Genomic DNA, 20,376 nt, shown 5'->3' with positions numbered 1-20,376 from the left:
AGACACGGACTTTCAACCAAAGCATCACGGATTTGATTTTGTAAAGTAAACATTTTCTTCCTTAATATTGATCCAAGCACCAGTACAAGTGGCTATAGGGGATTTATGGCTAACTTTAATAGATGAGTCGCGCTATGGAAGTGCCTTATATTTCTTTTACAAGTGACAAGAAAGCCCTAAAAAATCATGACTTTTCAGCATCCCCAACATGAAAGTGGATTTTAGTGCGGCACGTTCTCCTACATACTGCATTGCTAGAGTTAATATAAGAATTAGAACCCTTGAAAATCGCCCAATATGGTGGGTTCAAGGGTTTTTCTCGTTTAGAGAATGTTGGATTTGATTGTGATGGGCGTGTTTTTTTGTTATTGAAGCCGTCTATGGAAACAGAAAGATATTAAGAGGGAGTGGAGTTTTACGGAGACGTTTTAGCAATTTGGAGGGAGGAGAACTTATTGCGGAAAAGTGAAATAAAACTTTGTTTGTAGATTAGTTCTGTAAGCTTTCCTTAAATCGAATATGGAATATATAAATATTTCACATTATCGTTTGACGAAATAAGTTCGAGGTGATTTAATATGAAATATATAGATATTACATAAAAATCACACAAACAGTTCGGAGGTGATTTGTTTGGAAAGAAGAGGCTTAAAAGAGTTCGTAACATTCGTTCCAGGTATAAATCCAACAAGGGCGCAAAAACAATTTGAAAATCAAATAATAAATTATTATGACCGGTCATCTTTTGAAGCTGATTCTAATTATGAGGACGTAGTTGTTAAAGATGCAGGAAAATCTTTATCTCAAAATAACCCATCGTTAAATGAAGGTGATGTTGTTATCAGTAACTCGTTACAGCTTGCAACGATGGTCGGTAAAAATAATGTTGGTAAAGTGTTGTCTCTCAACTTCACAAAAATAGAGTTTGATAGTGAACAACTTGATAAAAGATATTTTCTTTTCTTGTTTAATGCCTACAAAGATGTGAGGCGACAAAAAGAAAGGGAGTTGCAGGGGATTGGTCCTGTTCTAAGAATTCCACTTCGTTCTCTAGAGGAGATTATTATTCCCGTTGTTCCTCTTGAGGAGCAGCATAAAATAGGTGCCATATATGTAGAAACATTGAAGCTACAAAGTAAGCTAAACAAATACGCAGACTTGATTTGGCAGTTTACGAGCTCAATCATAGAAGAAACCTTAGAGGGGAAATAATCAAATGAAAAGTCAATCGGAGTTGGCGTTCGAAAATGAAGTCGTCGATTATTTGACTAAAATCGGTGGCGTAAAACAATGGGAATACAAAAAAGGCATCAGAACAACCGAACAACTCTGGGATAACTTTAAAATGATCCTAGAACAAAACAATCGTGCCCGTTTAGATGAACCTTTGTCTGTCACTGAATTTAACCAGGTTAAGAAAATCATCACTGGTATTGAATCACCTTACCATGCTGGACAATTTTTGTATGGTGTTAATGGTGTTTCTGAAATTGAAGTTGACCTTGATAATGGTAAGCATGTTTTTCTGACAGTATTCGACCAAGCCCAAGTAGGTGGCGGGAACACTGTTTATCAAGTGGTAAATCAGATTAAAAGGCCAAAAGTTATAGATGGAAAGCCTGATCGTCGATTTGATGTAACGTTGCTCATTAATGGTTTGCCAATTATTCAAATTGAATTAAAGAAGGCACTTCATAGCACTACAGAATCCTTGAACCAGATGGAACAGTATATTGCTGAAAAACAATACAGTGGTATCTTTTCAACTTTGCAGATTCTAATCGCAATGACGCAGTTTGATATTCGTTATATGGCAAATACGCCACTCAAAAGCTTTAACCGAGCTTTTGCTTTTAACTGGCAAGACGAAGATAATGCTCGCCCTATTCGTTCGTGGAAGACGTTTGCGGATAAAGCATTATCAATACCAATGGCTCATGATTTGGCCACACGCTACATGGTATTAGACGGTACTAAAAACAAAGAAAGTATTAAAGTCATGCGTCCATATCAAGTCTATGCCACGAAGCGTGTGCTTGATAAAGTTAGAAAATTCGACTTTAAATGCGATGATGGTAAATTAGGATACATTTGGCATACCACAGGCTCAGGTAAGACAATCACAAGTTTTAAAACAGCGTGGCTTGCAAGTCGTCTGTCTAATGTAGATAAAGTTGTCTTTTTGGTTGACCGAATTGCTCTCACCAACCAAACAGCAGATGCCTATAAAGCTTATGATCCTGTTGCGGGTTTTGAAGGGAAAACGGGGGTGGTGGGTGACACAGCCAATATCTCAGACCTTCATCGCAAATTAACGAAGAAGAGCGATAAGAACATCATTGTGACAAGTATTCAAAAGATGTCGCGTTATGTAGAGCGAGATAGCTTCGAGGCACTGAATGAACGTATTCTTTTCATTGTTGATGAAGCCCACCGTTCAACTGGAGACGGTACCGAAAATGATGGTATGCTTGAAACGATCCGAAAAGCTATTCCTAATTCTGCCTGGGTAGGTTATACAGGGACACCAAAATTTCCTGAAACACGAGAGATCTTTGGTGATATTCTACATGCTTACACCATCAAAGAAGCAATTGCGGATAAAAACGTCTTAGGGTTTAACGTTGAATTTAAGGAAACAATCGAGGCTCCCGTGGATCCAACCGAAGATGATATCGATGATAATGTTCGTGGGAGTGTTTACGACTATAGTCCTGAACATGTAAATCTGGTAGTCAAGGACATATTGGATAACTGGAAGAAACGTTCAAATGACCGCAAGTATAATGCCTTGTTTACAGTCCACGTTGGAGGTAACAAAGCAAGTACGCCAAGAGCGATGGAATACTTCGATAAATTTGCTGAAGAAAATGCGAATCGTCCCGTAGAGCAACGATTAAAAGTTGCGGTGAGTTTCTCAGCAGATACATCTAATAGTATTCATCAACTAAAAACGAACGAGAACTTGCATAGAGCCATTAAAGTCTATAACACATTGTTTGGCACAGTTTTTGATATGACGACAGTTAAAGCTTACACAGAAGACTTAGCAAGGCGTCTTAACAAGACAGCTGATGATGGTAAGTATTTAGATTTGGTTATCGTTGTTGACCAACTATTAACCGGTTTTGATGCTCCAGGGATGAATACCCTCTATATTGACCGAACGCTTAAGGGGGGGAACTTGATTCAGGCATACTCACGTACAAACCGAATGCATAACCTTGTTGATAAGCCTTGGGGGAATGTCGTTAATTATCGTTGGCCAGAGCAAAACGAGTATGAAATGAATAAGGCTTTTGCTATCTATTCAAATCGTGCATCTGCAGATGAACAGCTTTCACTTGAAGATTTGAAAGAAGGTAATGAAGAGTCTGGTATCATTTCTAAACCATTTAGCAAGGTTCAAGCTGAGATGCAAGAAGTCATTAAGAAGCTTGGGGCGCTCACAGATGATTTTGTACAATTACCACCAAGTGAAAAAGCGCAGGATGAAGTCTTTGATAATTTGAAAGAGTATAATCGCTTGCTTAGTCAGTTGAAACAATATACCGAAGATGATTACAAAAATCCTGTTTCTGCTTATGATCATCCTGAAGAGTTCTATGAACGTTTAGGGATTACTGAGGAGCAGGAAGTCATTTTAACAACTGTCATCGCCGGTGAGTTGAAAGAACGACGTGCTAAGCGAGAAAACATCGATATTTCGCAAGTCAATCTCTCTATGATTCATATTCACGACGTTACCATCAACTATGACTACTTGATTGATTTAATTGCTCGAATGGCTGACGAAGTTCATGCGAACTTTATGTCTAAAGCAGAAAAAACACGTGATGAAATTCATATTGAAATCGCCAAGTCAGATAATGAAAGAGAAAAATCTAAGATGCGCAACTTTGTATCTAAAATTTTCTCAAAAGAGTTTGAATTTGATCAATATCCAGCACCTCGAAGTGTTGGAAAAATGAACCAAGCGATGGATAGAGCACAAAAGGATACGAATATTCTACTTGTAACGAACTTCATCCGTACTTGGGGACTTGATAACAGCACAAAACCTAAGGAACTTGAAAGCTTGATTAAGAGACACCGTTTAGGTCAAGAGGATATGGATAAACAAGGTGAGTTAACAGCAATCATGAATGACGCAAGAGCTGATTATAAAGAAATCGCAGATGAAAAGATTGCTGAATTATCTTGGGTACGATATCGCATTGAATTCCGTAAGGCATTTTATGAAATGGCTGATGTAATTAAGAAGGGTGAGTAGTCTAGTGATGAAATTATACAGACTACAAAAAGGAGATCAGGAATGAGCGATAACATAACAAAATCATCTAAAATTAGATTTGCAGGATTTACGGATGCTTGGGAACAGCGTCAGTTAGGTGACGAGTTCAAGAAAGTCAATGAGCGTAACGATGGAAGCTTTGGTAAAGAACATTGGATTTCCGTTGCAAAGATGTACTTCCAAGACCCTGAGAAAGTTCAGTCTAACAATATTGATACTCGAACTTACGTTATGCGGGAAGGTGATATTGCATTTGAAGGTCATCCTAATGCTGAATTCAAGTTTGGTAGATTTGTAGCCAATGACATTGGCGCTGGTGTTGTTTCTGAGTTGTTTCCAATTTATCGTCACACGTGTGAATATGACAACAACTACTGGAAACACGCAATTCAAATTGAACGTATCATGGCCCCAATATTCACCAAGTCAATTACTTCATCTGGAAACTCGTCAAATAAGCTCGACGAGAAGCATTTTCTCAGAGAGTCAATCTTTGTGCCGTCTATTGAAGAACAGCACAAAATTGGTGATTTATTTAAAAACTTGGACAACTTTATCACCCTTCATCAGCGTAGTTATGACAAGTTGGTAATCGTGAAAAAATCCATGCTGGAAAAAATGTTTCCGAAAGATGGAGCCGATGTTCCTGAAATTCGCTTTGCAGGATTTACTGATGCTTGGGAACAGCGTAGGTTGGGGGAGATGCTTGAAAAGGTAAGCGCTCCAGTAGAATTAGAAAAAGAGCTGATGTACAAACAAATAGGTATTCGTTCGCATGGAAAAGGGATATTTTATAAAGAAAGTGTAACTGGAGAGTCGATAGGTAATAAACGTGTATTTTGGGTTGAGCCTGACTCTTTAATCCTAAACATCGTTTTTGCTTGGGAACAAGCGGTTGCTAGAACTACTGAAAAAGAAGTTGGTATGATAGCATCTCATAGATTTCCGATGTATAGGATGAAAAGAGAGTTATTAGACTTAGATTTCATCGTTCATTTTTTCTTAACTCTGAAGGGAAAACAACTACTGGAATCGGCCTCACCTGGTGGCGCAGGTAGGAATAAAACACTAGGTCAGAAAGAATTTGAGAGTTTACGATTGAAATTGCCGTCTTGTGATGAACAACATAAAATTGGTGAATTCATCGATACCCTCGACGACACTATCACCCTTCATCAGCGTGAGTTGGAACTGCTGAAGGATATGAAGAAGAGTCTACTTCAACAAATGTTTGTATAAAAAAAAGGAGATTGCACAAATGAGTAATGCAACAGTTATTACATCAAAGCTATGGGAAATGGCTAACAAATTGCGTGGGACGATGGATGCAAGCGAGTACAAGAACTATATTTTGCCATTTATGTTCTATCGCTACTTATCAGAAAATCAAGATGAATATTTAAAAGTCAATGAGTTGGAAGAGTTTTTCGAAGTGAAAGATGACACGGAAAAAGAAGATTACCTTGAAGAAATCAGTAAAGGTATCGGATATGCGATTGACCCAGCCTACACTTGGGACAAAATCGTATCAAAAATTGAAAATCACAAAATCAAAGCTAGTGACTTTCAAGACATGTTTGACTCATTCAATACAAATGCTAAACGTAACGCGATCGCAGAAGCGGACTTTGCTAACGTATTCTCAGATGTTAACCTCGGGGACACACGTCTTGGCTCAAGTACAAATGAACGTGCGAAGGCTTTGAATGATATCGTTTTGATGATTAACGAGTTCACTTTCAAAGATGATTCAGGACGTGACATTTTGGGTGACGTGTACGAGTATTTAATTGGACAGTTTGCTGCCAATGCTGGGAAAAAGGGTGGGGAATTCTATACACCTCATGAAGTTAGTGAAATTTTAGCGAGAATTGTTACGGTTGATGCAGCTGGTACTGGCGATCAATTCCGTGTATATGACCCTACAATGGGATCAGGTTCACTTCTTTTGACAGTTCAAAATGAATTGCCAAATGGTAATGAAGAAGGAAGCGTTGAGTTTTACGGTCAAGAGTTGAATACGACAACTTATAACTTGGCTCGTATGAACTTGATGATGCATGGGGTAAATTATCGCAATATGGAGTTGAAACGCGCAGACACACTTGATGCTGACTGGCCATTTGCTGAAAAAGATGGCACACAAATTCCTTTGAAGTTCGACGCGGTCGTATCAAACCCCCCATATTCTCAAAATTGGGATACAAAAGACGTTGATAGAGAAAAAGATACACGTTTTAAGGGTTATGGTGTAGCACCTGCATCTAAGGCAGATTATGCCTTTGTTCTTCATGGACTGTACCATTTAGATAAAGCTGGAACAATGGCTATCGTGTTGCCGCATGGGGTACTCTTCCGCGGTGCGTCTGAAGGTAAAATTCGTAAAAATATTATCGACAACAATCTATTAGATACTGTTATTGGTTTACCGTCTAACTTGTTTTATGGGACAAGCATTCCAACATGTGTGCTGGTGTTCAAAGGGCGTGAAGCTCGCAAAAGTAAAGATATTTTGTTTATCGATGCTTCAAATGAGTTTGAAAAAGGAAAGAACCAGAACAAACTTTCTCCTAAAAATATCGACAAAATTATTGAAACTTACAGTCACCGGGAATACGTTGAGAAATATGCTCATGTGGCATCTTTGGATGAAATCAAAGAAAATGATTACAATTTGAACATTCCACGTTATGTCGATACGTTTGAAGAAGAAGAAGGTATTTCACTTTCACAAGTGGCTCAAGAGTTGGTAGAAGTTAGAGCAGAAATTGCAAATTCATATGATAACTTGTATGAGTTATTGAATGAGTTGAAAGGGACTACCGATGAAGCCAAAGAAGAACTGAGCAAATTTATCAGTCTTTTAGGTAAATAATAGTGTTAGAAAAGAGCTAAGGTGAATTTAAACCTTGGCTCTTTTCACGAGCGCGTGGGAACAGTCTATGGAAATAAACATTGCTTCTTCACCGTAAATAGGTTGTCAAGAAGAAGTAATTAATAAATTTGTCGGGTAGCGGAGAACAGACTTGATGTAAAATTGATGTGTAAATCTACCGAATACCAGCCTAAATGAAAGAAGACACCGGGAAATTTCAACTCTTGTGCGTCTTCTTTTTTTGTGCTTTTGCAGAATCAGATGTTAATATCGATTTTAGTGTAACTGATCAAATGTGCAAAGAAAATAAGTGTTAGACTGTATTTTTTGATATAAGTAGTTTCTGAGTCTGAAAATTTTTAAAATAAGTTTTGACTCATTAATAACAAGCCAGGAGATGATAAATAAAGTCTTAGACTGCAGCTGTAATCAAGTTGATTTTGAAGCCGTTAAAACGTTTGTTCAGATACTCAAATACCTTGCCTAGATCGTAGGACACTTCTTTGAATCTGCTAGAACTTGAATGTAGCAGAGGGATGTGCGGCAAATCCACTTCGCCAAATGTCATGTTTTGAAGCGTTTCGTATAGCTCATCTACCAGTAGATGCAGGCAGTTCAAATACGCAGCTACCTCTTTCAGTTCCTTCTCGGGGAAGTTTTGTGAAGTGGTAAACAGCTCTATCAGTGTTAGAATATCATGATGATCCCCCTCACCGTCATCGATCCGAAAACTGTTCTCCTTCAAAAGAATCTAGAACTGTTTAACAATATCGGAACTACGCCCAATCTCCCGTTACCGTTGCTCCTCAACAAGGTTACTGTTCATTTCCTCAATTACGCTTACCACATTCGATAGGAGGGAGTATTGTTTATTCGTTTGCTCCTGAATTACGGCAAAACTCAATAGGAAGGGAATGGTAGTATCTCCTGGTTTATTGCTGTAAAGATAAACTCTATAGTCTCCGCTCCCCCTGCATCACTAGACCAAGAAGCAAAGTGTTTTTCATCACTTTCTACATCGCCTTTAGCGTTGTTTTTGACCCCATTAGTACTATCGAGGTTTACCGAATGGGCTTCAAAACAAGCGCGAATTTGTGTAACAGCACAGTATCCGCAGTTGACGGCGGGGGTTCTGATAACGTATATGCTGCCGCGTGTGATGCCGCAGGTGCTGGCGGAGGGAATACGGAAGGAACGGGCGGAAAGTGCGGTCGTAAATGCCGGGATGACGGCGGAGGAGATTGCGGAGTTTATTAAAGAAGTATGAAAAACCGAAAGAGAGTGAGTAAGAGGGCAATTTAAAGAGATCTTCTACTGCGATCTTGTATGACTAAGTAGAAAAATCGATATTGAGAAATTACCCAAGCGAATAAGAAGATGATATATTAGGACAAGCAAAGGAGAAAACGCAATGAGCCGTGTTAAAACTGAATATTACCCGCGCAGTGTTCGCTCACTGACTTCTTTGCGAAGGTGAACGCGTCGAGATCGTGTACCTGCTGAACTGGGGCATCGTACAGGAGACGGATTTAGCGGAGGAAGCTGCGCAATTTGCCAGCGGGTTTTAGGCGTGGAATATTACGGTTTACAAACTGAGAAAAAGGGTGTAATCTAAATTTGCACCAAAATCTGATTCGGGAAGTGAGCCGAAATGAGCGATAGCAATTTCAAAAACGCACTTCAGGGAATGCTTAATAAGAAAGAAACACCGAATTCAATCTTAAATAAGAGCATTAGATTTTCCATAACCCTTACGAATCTGCAGAACAAGAGGCTAGAAATACTCACCAGTAAACTTTCGACCTCGAAGCAGGACTTTATACAAACAATCATTGAGGCTGCACTCCGGGATATAGAGAGTGAACTCGGTCTCATAGACGCTAAGGACTACACCCAGCTCGGCGATTTAAACCTCCACTATAGAACAAAATATATAAGAGAGATTGTTGCATCTTTAGGTATAAGCGAGGATGAGTGGGAGAATCTCGTTGAGTCAGCTAGGGACTAGGTTATTGTTCCTCATCGCGGTGACCTAATAGATAGTCCACAGAAACATTAAAGAGTCCACGAGTACTAATAGCTTCTCGTAATCAACGTCAGTTTCACCGGATTCAATGCGCTGAATCGATCGCGGCCACCTCATCGCGTTGCAGTCCGAGCTTGGCATGATTTGCTACAGTTGCGCCAAGGATCAAGTGTAGGGATAACTGAACTGTTTCTATTAACAACGAATTTTCGCGCGAACGTAAAGGAGGTGAGAGAAAGATGTTGACACTAAACGAGGCTTTAACACTAATGCTATCATTTGCTTCATTGGTATTGATGATTGACAGAAAAAAACGGAGCTAAAATAACCGGCCATCCGACCAAAGATTCCGGTTATCACTCCGCTGTACTTATTCAACGCTATTGTACGCTTATTTCACGTCAGACACAACAGGGAGCGCCAGGAAAACGGAGAGTAGTACGTAAGACTGGCGTTCTCTATTAACGGATTCGATATTATAAAAATTGGGGTCCATATACTAAAAAGTCTATAATTCTCAGCCCTCGTCTTATTGAAGATCTTGAGTTATAAAAATCTTCGTTTTTGAAAGCATAGAGAAGTCCAGGTATATCCTCTATCTCGTAACAACAGCCGATAAGAACGTTCATCCAAGTCTTTCTTTGGCTTTTGTTGGCATCAGGTAATTTGCATAATTGGTTTATTGTTTCGCTAATGTCTATTTCATCATTTAGTAACATTTCAATAATATGTAAAATAGACTTATCGTCTGTTAATTTACTTTGCTCATATAATGACTGAAGCTTGCCTCTACGATTTTCTATTTGGGTAGATAATACAAGTATCTCCCGTACCCAACTATTCTCACTTGTTTGAAGTGGCTTGCTTTCTAGTATTGATAAAGTACCATCAAAAAACTCTTTAGAATTCTTTCTCAGATAACCATTTCCAATTGCTCCTGCCTTTATCAGGAAGCTCTTTAATTCGGGGAGATTAGCTGTTTCCCTTACTAAAAACCAATACGGGTATGGAGTACCATTTACGCTTAGACTAGAAGCTACGAAGGGCCACGTTTGCTGGGCTGGAAGTCCTGTCTGGAATTCTAGGATGTTCATATTCTCTAAACCTAATCCAAAAACATCTAATATGAAGTCTTGAGGAGACAAATCGAGGATATTATTTTTCAGACGACCGTTAGCATTTGCGATATCCGCGTACCATTGCTCATTGATCTGGTTGAACTCGCGCTTTATAAATTGCGGGGATACTATAAATGCGGAAGGGTTCTTACTATCAATCCTAACTGGAAGGGCATCCCCTGTACCAGTCGCTCGAATTAATGAAGAGGGTATGGCCTGTTTTAAGGCATCTAACAGCAACACTACGTCGTTCGAATTTGGGCTTATACTTACCCGTTCAAAAGCATCTATCCATTCAGGTTGAACGTCACTGATCTCAGGAAGGATGAGAAATGCTGAGCTAATTAGTACGGCCCTATCTTGAAAATTTTGGGTATCTTTTATCTTGTTAGCTAATTCCTCAATCAATATGGCCCTGTCTCTTACTATGTCGTGTGGTTTAGGTATGTGGTTGAGGTAAGGTCTTATCCTGGAGGAATAGGAGAGATGGATAAGGAAATCAGAAACGTCACGAGCTAAAGCGACTGTAACTTCCCTAGAAGGCCCTATCCCTGCATGAAGGCCGCCAGCGCGTGCTTTGGCGAGCAGCCGGAACTTAGTAGTCTTATCTAGCAGAGTTTTTAAATGATTTTGTTTCTCTAATATTCCCTGAGTTAAAAAAGAAGATGTAACAGTTGGCTTTTTTAAAATGTTGGAAAATTGGTCGAAGATTTGAGAAGCTGGTTTAAATTTTTTGTCAAAAGTTAGAAGCCATTTCACCCCGTGCGTTTGACAAATGCACGCATTGACTGCTTGTTCAGCAGCAGTACCTATCAACCCTATTTCAGCAGCGTACAGTGATGTTTTTTCCCTTGGCTCAGCCCTAATAGGAAGAGATAAGCCGATTATAGCTAAGTTTAAGCTATTTATGCTAGCTTCAAAGAATCTAATGCTGTCCCTACGAAGTAATGGAGGCATGAGTTTCTCCCTTTCGTTTTTTATTACAAGATTCTTTACTATAGATAAGAGTACGAATCGCGGAACGCAACACTTATATCGTCCTAGATAATACGACCAAACCCTGTAAAGCCTTGAGGGTTTCTTTATCCACTTTGTCAATAAACTCTCTGTACTGCGAGTTATGAGGAAGTAATACTGTAGCGTAACCATGGTGAAAAATAAAGTCGCCTTTTACTCTCCACTCTCTTTCATGAGTCCAATCAACTATATTAAGAGGGTCCGACATGTCAAAGTTTACTATTCTCCACCATTCCTCCGGCGGTAGTATCTTCTTTGCCACTTCTTTTTTCTCGTAGACGCAGGGACGACCGCCTAGTAAATATACATATTGCTTTGAAAAGCTAACACCGCATGCATCATACCTTAACTTTGAGCCCAACTCTTTTCTATACTGATTTTCGTGAATGATATTCTGACTTATTCCATGTAATGGGGCATCTTGGAAACATGCTGCTCTATCTTCTCCGATAATATAGCCACTACCGTTACTGCCTCGTATAACTTGTTCCTTAATGATTTGTAGTAAAGTATCAACTTCACTTTGAGTGTCTGTTCTTCGAGTGAGGTGCGTCAAATATATTGACATGTCTGATCTACCATTAATTCTCCTAGCCATCTGTTCATATGTGTAACTCACGCTAAACTGCCTCCGAAACTAAGAATTTCTGCTGAGAACGCAAGAATAAACTCTGGCAATTCGATATCCATATGTAAACGCCGCATACTTCACTCTTCTTCCGCAAAGTTAACGCAGCACAGGTAATATTCGCCAAATGATAGCCATTTCCTTCCGGGAAAACAGCCTTTTATTTATTTGATCAGTTAAACGAGGGGAATATAGACGAATAGGGCAGTCTCAACGTATTTTCAATGATGTGACGACCTATTTGCTATCGAATAAAAAGTCCAACACAGTCCCAAAGGGACTCTCTGAATGGCTCTTATTAAATGCCGAGTGCCTTATGGAAATTAGGGAATTGTTAAATTTAGATTTTCCAGCGGATATTATAGATATGTGGGAAAATGCTGGTTTAAGCAAATTAAGTGCGTATAATGTTAATTTTAATTTTGTGATTTATCGGAGTGTTATTATATGTCGGACTATTTAGAAGAAAACGGAACAGTACAAACAAAGAAAATTTGGTCTCCAGATGAATTGAAACGGTATTCTTAAACGCATGAGACATTAATAAGTAAGGATGGCGCTCTCCTATATATTCCAAGTAAAGCTAATACTAGTTCGTAATAAGATTCAACAGATTATTGAAGCGAGATATCACTGGCAGTAAGTAGTTTATGTATTTAAAACATTGATGTAAAATTGATGTAAAACACCAAAAGAACGTGCGTATTCAGCCCTTTAGAACGGATGTGTATTCGCTAAAACCCTGTCAAACAAAGGTTTCCACGGATAGCTACAGATCACTCATAGCACAATATGTTCCTGCATACAGTTCATGTGGGATGCTGCTCACTTTAGATTGGAATGTAGATACCGATGAGAAATTAGGATTCCCCCTTTCTTCACCCACCCTCACCCAACAACTCCCCAACCGAAACCTCCAACGCCTTCGCAATAGCAACCACTTCATAATCCTGCACAAGCCGATATTGGCCTTCCAATCTTGACAAACTGGTCGGGCTGATGTCTAAACCGAAGGTTTGCAACCTCGCAAGGAAATCCTTTTGCTTCATTTTCTTAGCTTTGCGAATAGCTACGACTCGGGTCCCGATGATGTTTTTGTCACCTGGGGGCTCTTTGCGATGTCTCATTTCCGTGTCACCTCACAATATTAACCAAATTGTATGCGAGGTAGGAGTTGTTTTAATGCGGATATCGAATTAAAATGAAATAAACCGATAAACGCATTAAAATATCTATACTTCGTCTACAACCATAGCTTTGCCAGAAAGGTGAGGGTGCAATGCAAAATCTGATTCACAAGTATGAGGAGGAGAAGCGCATGCTGAATGAACTCGGGCAGAGACTGCTGGAGGAAGGTATTCCGTTAAGCACCAATGAAGCGCTTCAGGCTCAGAGCCGCAGGGTAGATGAACTTATTAATCAGATGTACCAAGAAAGGAATGGATACTCAGAGGCTTTCCGTTTAAACTTCTGTCCAGGAGGAGATGTGATGAGTTTTCCAGCGTGGTTCATACAAACAATTCAAGGTCGATTAAATGAGGTAACTGCACAAATAGAATATGAGTCGGAGCCTAGACAAGCCTTTGAAGAGGAAAGCGAGGCGTTTCAGGCGTTGTTCGACTCCTTAGATATCGCACGTATGCCGAAATTTGAGGATTGGGAGAATAAACTCCAGGTAAAGCAATCCGTTATTTATGAACGCTTATATCTACAAGGACTAAAGGATGGAATGCAACTTGCACATTCCTTTAATGCTCCTTCTGTTCTATCGGAGTAAGCACAATAGACAACATAAGCATATTCACGATTGGGCTGTCCACGCGACAGTCCTTTTCTTATGCTCTTTTTTGGAGGGAATCCTTCCCATATTGTCGAATTACCATACATATTGTAAATCTAGAGGATATGAGGTTGGGGTATGTTTGAAGCACTAAAGAAACTCTTCCGAAAATCAGACCCTAAGCCACCACAGGCTGTGGCACACGCTCCAAAGGCTAAGCCCAAGGTTGCTCCTACCCGAATTGGTGAACTAGGCGAGTATAAAATTAACATTCAGCTTGATCAGCTTCCAAAGGATTGCAAATTCTTAAGCGATCTGCTGCTCCCTAATCCCAAATCTAGAACAGGCTACGCTCAGATTGATCATGTTGTTATATCTCCATATTGTCTATTTGTTATTGAGACGAAAAACTACAATGGAGAAATTAAAGGTGGCAGGGCGGATCAGCAATGGTCGGTGAGTAACCGGTACAAGATGTATAATCCGTTGAAGCAGAATTATGGGCATATCAAGGCCATTGAGAGTTTGCTGAAAGATGTAGCCGCCGTAAAATACATCTCTATGATTTCATTCACGATGAGATGTCGGTTCAGTATTGACCCTGAGCTGCGGAAGATCCTCTCGGATGAACTGGTTGTCTATGATGTGGAATTAAGCGAGTTTATCTCCAGGAAGCTGATCAGCTTGAAGGCGGAAACCTCTGAGCCTCCTATTTCTGCGGGGCAGATCCAAACTATATATGATCATCTGGTTCAAGCTAATATCACCGATGTCGAGATTCATAAACTTCATGTACAGAGAATAAAAGGGAGCAAGAATTAGTGAAACCATTACGTCTATAGAGGGGTGTTAACTATGGGGAATATGTGGCTTGTACGAGCAGGGGAAAGTGCATACCTTATTGACGAATTTAAAGGGAAAAATGCTGTGGCAATTGGTTGGGAAGAACTGGGTAACATTAATGCGGTGAAAACTTTACAAGAGATGAAGAAGCTTTTGAAGGTGAAGTATCCTGAATATAAGGATGGTAAAATCAACATTACTGCAGGTCAGATTTTTCGGTTTGTGAGTGATTTTAAAATAGATGATCTTGTAATTACTTATAATCCGGAAGAGCGTCTCTATTACATAGGAAAAATTCATTCGAATTATGAATATAAACCTGGTTATATTACGGATCAACCCCATATTCGCAGAGTAAATTGGGAGGGGACGGTTTCCAGGGATGTTTTATCAGCGAGTGCCCGAAATACACTTGGTTCTATTATGACTATTATAGCTATTCCCAATGATGTTCAGAAGGAATTGCTCAAACAAATGGTAACCGGACAGATGGAGGGGAATCAGCCAAGTCACCCCCTAGATTTTGTGCAAGTTGAGACAGAGGAAGAAGCTGAAGAATTAGATCAGATTAAGGATGACGTCATTGAGAAGTCCAACGAGTTTATCAAGGACAAAATTGCTAAGTTAAGTTGGGAACAAATGGAGGAGTTTGTCGCGGGGGTGCTTAGAGGAATGGGTTACAAGACACGAATCACACCTAAAGGACCAGATCGTGGCAGAGATATTTTGGCATCTCCAGATGGTCTGGGGCTTGAAGAGCCCAGAATTATAGCAGAAGTGAAGCATCGTAAAGAACGTATGGGGGCTAATGAAATACGCAGTTTTACTGGAGGGCTAAGAGGAAAAGATAGGGGGATTTACATGTCTAGTGGCGGATTCACCAAAGAAGCGAAATATGAAGCGGACAGATCGAATATCCCTATAACACTAATAGACTTGAATCTACTAGCGGAGTTAGTAACGCAATACTATGATCAATTTGATTCTGAGACACGAACGTTAGTACCGTTAAGAAAGATATATTGGCCGTTATAAGTTTGAATTTTTTCTTAGGGCTGTCCATGAGACGGTCCTTATTCTTAAGTAATCCTAGACTACTAAAATAATTAACGATCCTGGAGGACTCCATGCCACTACCAGAAACATTCACACAGATATTCAAGCGTAAGCAAAAGTCATATATGATGGTCCTAATCCTATCCTTAATTGAAGAGCTTAGAGCGTCCAAGCGGGAGCGAGTGTCATATGATCGTGTTAAAAAGCGGTTTCTTAACTATTATATAGCTGAACAAGAAAAAGGAAATCGGGTAGACTTGCCACAAGGTAAGAAGTTATGGAGAGAGGCATCTAAAAGTCGGTTGAAAGATATCATTAACAGTCCTGTTAATGCACTTTCGGATATTTTGTTTGTGGATTTGAAGGATAATACTATTGGGTTTCATAGCCAGATTCATAGACAGCTAGGGGACGAGGGGCTTTCGCAATTAGAGCGGCTTGCCAACGAGGAACTCCGGGCTTACAACGCTGCTTTGCAACGGTTCTCTTTGCAAGGTTATCTGGAGAAAATCCTGGCGGAGTACACCTCTGCTAAAATGGAAGGATTCGCAGGTCATTCTCTTGGCACATTGTTTCGCCAGACCCTGCCTTCTGAGCTTAAAGCGTTACCTTTCATAGATGAGCAATACAAGGTTCAAGGTTCAGTTGGACAAGGGAATTGGGCGACGGTTCCTTGGCTAGCAGTCCTAGATAAACGGATAACGGAAACCACTCAACGTGGAGAATATGTTGTGTATCTTTTCGCTGAGGATATGAGTGCGGTATATCTTACGTTTAACCAAGGGGTAACGATACCCCTTCAAGAGAAGGGGCGTAGAGAAGGCTATGCTTATCTGAGAGACCGTAAAGAAGTGCTTCTAGACCTTCTTGTACTGACTAATATGAATAAGGATGAGAATATTCGTCTAGTTGATAGTGGCCTTGGTCAAGATTATCAAGTATCGACTATTGCGTACATTAAATATGACAGAGGAAATGTTCCGAATGATGAGCAGCTAATTCAAGATCTCGAGAATGTAATCGAAGAGTACCGTCTATATGTGGAATCGGCGATAGCTCCCAGTGATGACGAATCCATTGACGAGGAGGTGGAGCTATTGCCACAACAAGCAGAACCTCTGAAGGATGAACAAGTAACAGGTATCCTCCACCACATCCAATCCCACATCCGCCGCCAGGGCTTCTTTTTCCCGGAGCATCTAATCGAGAACTTCTACCTGTCGCTGAAGGCGAAGCCGTTTGTTATTCTGGCGGGGATATCCGGCACGGGGAAGACGAGGCTGGTGAAGCTGTTCGCTGAGGCGCTGGGGGCGACGCGGGATAATGGGCAGTATACCTTGATTCCGGTGCGGCCGGATTGGAGTGATCCTGCGGATCTGCTGGGGTATAAGGATCTGGCGGGGCGGTTCCAGCCGGGGCCGGTGACGCAGGTGTTCGCGGAGGCGCGGCAGCCGGAGAACCGGCATCAGCCGTATTTTATCTGCCTGGATGAGATGAATTTGGCCCGGGTGGAGCATTATTTCAGTGATCTGTTAAGTGTGCTGGAGACGCAGGAGTGGCGGGAGGGGGAGATTCAGACGCAGGCCCTGATCTCTTCTGCCATGCTGGGTACGCCTGAGGATGAGCTGAAGTACGGCGGCCTGGGCATCCCGGAGAATGTGTTCCTGATCGGGACGGTGAATATGGACGAGACCACGCATCCTTTTAGCAAAAAAGTTCTCGACCGCGCAAGCACCCTGGAGTTCAATTACATCAATCTGCAGCAGTATCCGCAAGGGGCTGAGCAGGACGCGGGTGATCCCGCTGATCTTAATGATCTGAATCATCTCTTTCTCCGTTCCGATTATTTGCAGCTGGTGGATGCTTATGATACCCATCAGGAGCTCGTTGTGCGGACAACGGGGAGACTGGTTCAGATTAATACGCTGCTGGAGGATATCCATGCTCATGTGGGCTTCCGGGTGCGGGATGCGATTTGCTTCTATATGATCTATAACGAGCGCTTTAGCCTGATGGATGAGGAAGAGGCGTTCGACTGGCAGCTGCTGCAAAAGATTCTGCCGCGTATCCAGGGAAGTCATTCCTCCGTGCGCCGGGTGCTGCTTAATCTGATGAAGGTTGCGATAGGCAGCGATGCTGGCATAGCGGTTAATGTTCGAGAACTCATGGACGATGATGCTTCGCCACTCTATCTGAGGTGGGCTGCCGGGCAGACGCCGCCTGGGGTCAAACATCCGCAAAGTGCTCGTAAATTGGCTTATATGCTGAGGAGGCTGGAGGAAGATGGATTCACCTCATACTGGCTCTCTTAATCAGGCGGTGGAATTGCTCCGTATCGAGACGGAGCTTTTTACGCTATATGTACAGGGGCGGCCCTATCATCCTACGGTGGAGACATTGCAGCTTCATCGCTCTCCGGAGCAGGAGTGGGTGAATGCTCAGCTTGGGATTACCTGCGCGCAGCGGCTTGGGGATGTACAGATTAAGGTGTTCTCGCCTGAAGCTTATGGGCTGATCGACTGGCAGCCGGGGGAGTCGTCCTTTCCTAGTTTTTATGAGACGCAGCCGTATGAACTGGTGATTCAGAACAAGAAGGCGACCAAACTTACTTTCTATCATGACAATGTGCTGCTCCGGCAAGCGGTTAAGCCTCTGGGTGATTCTATTCTTGCAGGTGTGCTGAACTTTGGGAACGAGGTTGGGCTGACGGAATGGGAGATCCGGGGCGAGGGGCAGACGCTGCTGCGGGTGGAGATGGAGATTTTCCCCTCGAAGATGGATTATAAGCGGGATTACCAGAACCTTCTGCATGAGGTGAATGCGCAGATTTATAATTTGGCTTTTGATTTTCTGCGCCGGACCTATCAGCTAACTGGCCTTAAGGAGACGCAGTATCAGAGCCTGACGGAGTTCTTCGCCATCCTACAGCATGTATTCAGACAGCTCTTGGATGCCGTTGAGCGGATCAACAAGAATCCTAATGTTGCGCTGCTCCAGCAGCGGCGGTTAATGGATGCAGGCCGGGTCAAAAAAGCCGGAAGAGAGAACATCCGCGAGCTCGCGAAGCATCCTGAACGGTTAAGAGAAGACATGAACCATGGGTTCTTAACGATAGGTAACCGGAGCTACACAGCATCCCACTTAATGGAGACACGGAAGCGCCTCGCCTATGATACGAGTGAGAACCGGTTCGTCCGCTGGATGCTGGAACGGATTCGCGGGAAGCTGAAGGAGCTTAAGCTCCGCTGGAGAGAGAATAGCCGAACCTCAGACCCCTTGCTGATGGCAAGGCTGGATTCGATGCTGAAGCAGATTGACCGGGTGCTGCAGATGGATTTTGTGCGGGAGGCGGGAGCGCTGAAGCAGATGTCCGTTACGCTGGTGCTGCAGATGGCCCCCGGATACCGGGAGGTCTATCGCTGTTATCTCATGCTGCTCAAAGGCCTGTCGATCCAAGGGGATCTCCTTCGCCTATCCATGAAGGATGTCGCGCAGCTCTATGAGTACTGGTGCTTCCTCAAACTGAATCAGCTGCTGGGGCAGAAGTATAAGCTGGTGAAGCAGGATATCATTAAGGTGAACCGGAACGGGATCTTCGTTACGCTGGACCGCTCGCAGAGTGCGCAGATGGTCTACGAGAATCCGGTCAACGGGGAACAGTTCATCCTGTACTATAATGCGATTCCTGGAACAGATAGGACCCCGACGCTCAGTCAACGTCCCGACAATGTGCTTACCTTGAAGAAGAAGGATGCGGGTCAGATCAAGGAGTATAAGTATGTGTTCGATGCCAAGTACCGCTTGAATCCGGCGTATGAGGGGACTTCTTATCAGCAGAAATATGGCCAGCCCGGGCCGGAGGAGGACGACATTAATACGATGCACCGCTACCGGGATGCGATTGTGTATCAGGAGAAGGGCTCAGGGGAATACGAGCGAAGCATGTTCGGGGCGTATGTGCTATTTCCTTATCCGGATGAAGAGCGGTTCAAGAGCCACCAGTTCTACCGCAGCATTGAGCTGCTCAATATTGGCGCCTTGCCGTTTCTGCCGAATTCCACAAGTCTGGTGGAGCAATTCCTAGCGGAGATTATTCAGGATAGTCCAGAAAAAGCTTACGAACGCTCGACACGTCCACGTGGGACGAAAGAATACTACGCCAATCAGCTGGCGGGCAAAAATGTGCTGGTCGGTTCAGTCCGGGGGCCGGAGCAGGTTGGGGTGGCGGTGCGGGAAGCTTTTTATCATATGCCGCTAAGGAATCTTGCCAGTCAGAAGTTCCTCACCCAGATTGAATATATAGCGATGTGCCAATCCCGCAAGAAGTTCATCGATCCTCCCAAAACAGGCATTCACTGGGTAGGCAAGGTAGCAGATTGGCAGGTGCTGCGGCGTAAGGAGATCACGGAGGTTCCTTGCCGGCCGGGTACAGAAGAGGAGTTGTATGTCCGGTTCACCATTGAAGAATGGAAGAGGTTAGCCGACCCTATTGCGTTAGGGGGACAAGGGATTCTCACTGTGCTCTATACGAGTAAGTATATCCTGGACCGGGCTTTGGAGATTGCCGAGCTGCGGCTGGATACGGGGGAAGCGCTGCGGGAATGGCGGGAAAAGCGGCGTAAGGGCAGAGTTAAGGTTAGGCTGGATCATGAGGAGTATGTGGATTTGGGGCGTGTGGTAGAAGTGCGGAATATTTGAAATGGATGACTCTAAATGAAAAACTAAAAATAAAGTAGTTT

Annotated in this window: 15 protein-coding genes; 11 read left to right on the top strand and 4 right to left on the bottom strand. The window is 42.3% G+C overall.

Annotated features, from left to right (window positions below; translation table 11 throughout):
• Nucleotides 1-633 precede the first annotated feature (633 nt).
• The 4 genes from MKX42_RS30325 to MKX42_RS30310 are packed head-to-tail and all read left to right on the top strand — an operon-like array spanning nucleotide 634 to nucleotide 7,169.
• Nucleotides 634-1,212: a restriction endonuclease subunit S gene (locus tag MKX42_RS30325; protein ID WP_340756978.1), complete on the top strand. Its 579-nt coding sequence runs from the start codon at nucleotides 634-636 to the stop codon at nucleotides 1,210-1,212.
• Nucleotides 1,213-1,216: 4 nt separating this feature from the next.
• Entirely contained in the window at nucleotides 1,217-4,273 is a 3,057-nt protein-coding gene (locus tag MKX42_RS30320) for a type I restriction endonuclease subunit R (protein ID WP_340756976.1), read from the top strand.
• Nucleotides 4,274-4,315: 42 nt separating this feature from the next.
• Nucleotides 4,316-5,533: a restriction endonuclease subunit S gene (locus MKX42_RS30315; protein ID WP_340756974.1), complete on the top strand. Its 1,218-nt coding sequence runs from the start codon at nucleotides 4,316-4,318 to the stop codon at nucleotides 5,531-5,533.
• Nucleotides 5,534-5,552: 19 nt separating this feature from the next.
• Nucleotides 5,553-7,169 carry a type I restriction-modification system subunit M gene (locus tag MKX42_RS30310; protein ID WP_340756972.1) on the top strand — a complete coding sequence of 539 codons (1,617 nt, stop codon included), beginning with the start codon at nucleotides 5,553-5,555 and terminating at the stop codon, nucleotides 7,167-7,169.
• A gap of 412 nt (nucleotides 7,170-7,581) precedes the next feature.
• Here the strand turns inward: MKX42_RS30310 and MKX42_RS30305 are convergent, their stop codons facing one another.
• Nucleotides 7,582-7,914, bottom strand: coding sequence for a hypothetical protein (locus MKX42_RS30305; protein ID WP_340756970.1), 333 nt, complete (start codon nucleotides 7,912-7,914; stop codon nucleotides 7,582-7,584).
• 399 nt (nucleotides 7,915-8,313) lie between these two features.
• Between MKX42_RS30305 and MKX42_RS30300 the strand changes: the two genes are divergently transcribed.
• The gene (locus MKX42_RS30300; RefSeq protein ID WP_340756968.1) at nucleotides 8,314-8,436 is read left to right on the top strand and encodes a hypothetical protein; all 123 of its coding nucleotides are present in this window, start codon (nucleotides 8,314-8,316) and stop codon (nucleotides 8,434-8,436) included.
• A 384-nt stretch (nucleotides 8,437-8,820) separates the two neighbouring features.
• Nucleotides 8,821-9,177, top strand: coding sequence for a hypothetical protein (locus MKX42_RS30295; RefSeq protein WP_340756967.1), 357 nt, complete (start codon nucleotides 8,821-8,823; stop codon nucleotides 9,175-9,177).
• 494 nt (nucleotides 9,178-9,671) lie between these two features.
• On the opposite strand, the gene MKX42_RS30290 is transcribed toward MKX42_RS30295, so the two are convergent.
• The 3 genes from MKX42_RS30290 to MKX42_RS30280 all read right to left on the bottom strand — a co-directional run bounded on the left by MKX42_RS30290 (nucleotide 9,672) and on the right by MKX42_RS30280 (nucleotide 13,085).
• Nucleotides 9,672-11,270 (bottom strand): hypothetical protein, encoded by a 1,599-nt coding sequence (locus tag MKX42_RS30290; protein ID WP_340756966.1) that lies wholly within the window; start codon nucleotides 11,268-11,270, stop codon nucleotides 9,672-9,674.
• Between the two features lie 73 nt (nucleotides 11,271-11,343).
• A complete protein-coding gene (locus tag MKX42_RS30285; protein ID WP_340756964.1) occupies nucleotides 11,344-11,949 on the bottom strand; it encodes a DUF2971 domain-containing protein in 606 nt (201 codons plus the stop codon).
• Nucleotides 11,950-12,836: 887 nt separating this feature from the next.
• A complete protein-coding gene (locus tag MKX42_RS30280; protein ID WP_340756962.1) occupies nucleotides 12,837-13,085 on the bottom strand; it encodes a helix-turn-helix domain-containing protein in 249 nt (82 codons plus the stop codon).
• Nucleotides 13,086-13,276: 191 nt separating this feature from the next.
• Between MKX42_RS30280 and MKX42_RS30275 the strand changes: the two genes are divergently transcribed.
• The 5 genes from MKX42_RS30275 to MKX42_RS30255 all read left to right on the top strand — a co-directional run bounded on the left by MKX42_RS30275 (nucleotide 13,277) and on the right by MKX42_RS30255 (nucleotide 20,335).
• Entirely contained in the window at nucleotides 13,277-13,735 is a 459-nt protein-coding gene (locus tag MKX42_RS30275) for a hypothetical protein (RefSeq protein WP_340756960.1), read from the top strand.
• 141 nt (nucleotides 13,736-13,876) lie between these two features.
• Entirely contained in the window at nucleotides 13,877-14,560 is a 684-nt protein-coding gene (locus MKX42_RS30270; RefSeq protein WP_340756958.1) for a nuclease-related domain-containing protein, read from the top strand.
• A 33-nt stretch (nucleotides 14,561-14,593) separates the two neighbouring features.
• A complete protein-coding gene (locus tag MKX42_RS30265) occupies nucleotides 14,594-15,616 on the top strand; it encodes a restriction endonuclease (RefSeq protein WP_340756955.1) in 1,023 nt (340 codons plus the stop codon).
• A gap of 92 nt (nucleotides 15,617-15,708) precedes the next feature.
• The gene (locus tag MKX42_RS30260) at nucleotides 15,709-17,949 is read left to right on the top strand and encodes an MrcB family domain-containing protein (RefSeq protein ID WP_340756953.1); all 2,241 of its coding nucleotides are present in this window, start codon (nucleotides 15,709-15,711) and stop codon (nucleotides 17,947-17,949) included.
• Nucleotides 17,921-20,335 carry a restriction endonuclease-like protein gene (locus tag MKX42_RS30255; protein WP_340756951.1) on the top strand — a complete coding sequence of 805 codons (2,415 nt, stop codon included), beginning with the start codon at nucleotides 17,921-17,923 and terminating at the stop codon, nucleotides 20,333-20,335. The genes MKX42_RS30260 and MKX42_RS30255 overlap by 29 nt, the downstream gene beginning before the upstream one ends.
• Nucleotides 20,336-20,376 lie beyond the last annotated feature (41 nt).

The organism is Paenibacillus sp. FSL R7-0204 (assembly GCF_038002225.1).
Taxonomy (GTDB): Bacteria; Bacillota; Bacilli; order Paenibacillales; family Paenibacillaceae; genus Paenibacillus_AQ.
Note: the sequence above shows the minus strand (reverse complement) of the source record. Positions and strands in the feature narration are given on the sequence as shown.

Excerpts from the sequence above, each read along its gene's own strand:
- MKX42_RS30295 (WP_340756967.1), top strand. The coding sequence starts at position 8,821 with ATGAGCGATAGCAATTTCAAAAACGCACTTCAGGGAATGCTTAATAAG.
- MKX42_RS30255 (WP_340756951.1), top strand. The coding sequence starts at position 17,921 with ATGGATTCACCTCATACTGGCTCTCTTAATCAGGCGGTGGAATTGCTC.
- MKX42_RS30270 (WP_340756958.1), top strand. The coding sequence starts at position 13,877 with ATGTTTGAAGCACTAAAGAAACTCTTCCGAAAATCAGACCCTAAGCCA.
- MKX42_RS30280 (WP_340756962.1), bottom strand. The coding sequence starts at position 13,085 with ATGAGACATCGCAAAGAGCCCCCAGGTGACAAAAACATCATCGGGACC.
- MKX42_RS30290 (WP_340756966.1), bottom strand. The coding sequence starts at position 11,270 with ATGCCTCCATTACTTCGTAGGGACAGCATTAGATTCTTTGAAGCTAGC.
- MKX42_RS30275 (WP_340756960.1), top strand. The coding sequence starts at position 13,277 with ATGCTGAATGAACTCGGGCAGAGACTGCTGGAGGAAGGTATTCCGTTA.
- MKX42_RS30300 (WP_340756968.1), top strand. The coding sequence starts at position 8,314 with ATGCTGCCGCGTGTGATGCCGCAGGTGCTGGCGGAGGGAATACGGAAG.
- MKX42_RS30260 (WP_340756953.1), top strand. The coding sequence starts at position 15,709 with ATGCCACTACCAGAAACATTCACACAGATATTCAAGCGTAAGCAAAAG.
- MKX42_RS30320 (WP_340756976.1), top strand. The coding sequence starts at position 1,217 with ATGAAAAGTCAATCGGAGTTGGCGTTCGAAAATGAAGTCGTCGATTAT.
- MKX42_RS30310 (WP_340756972.1), top strand. The coding sequence starts at position 5,553 with ATGAGTAATGCAACAGTTATTACATCAAAGCTATGGGAAATGGCTAAC.
- MKX42_RS30265 (WP_340756955.1), top strand. The coding sequence starts at position 14,594 with ATGGGGAATATGTGGCTTGTACGAGCAGGGGAAAGTGCATACCTTATT.
- MKX42_RS30315 (WP_340756974.1), top strand. The coding sequence starts at position 4,316 with ATGAGCGATAACATAACAAAATCATCTAAAATTAGATTTGCAGGATTT.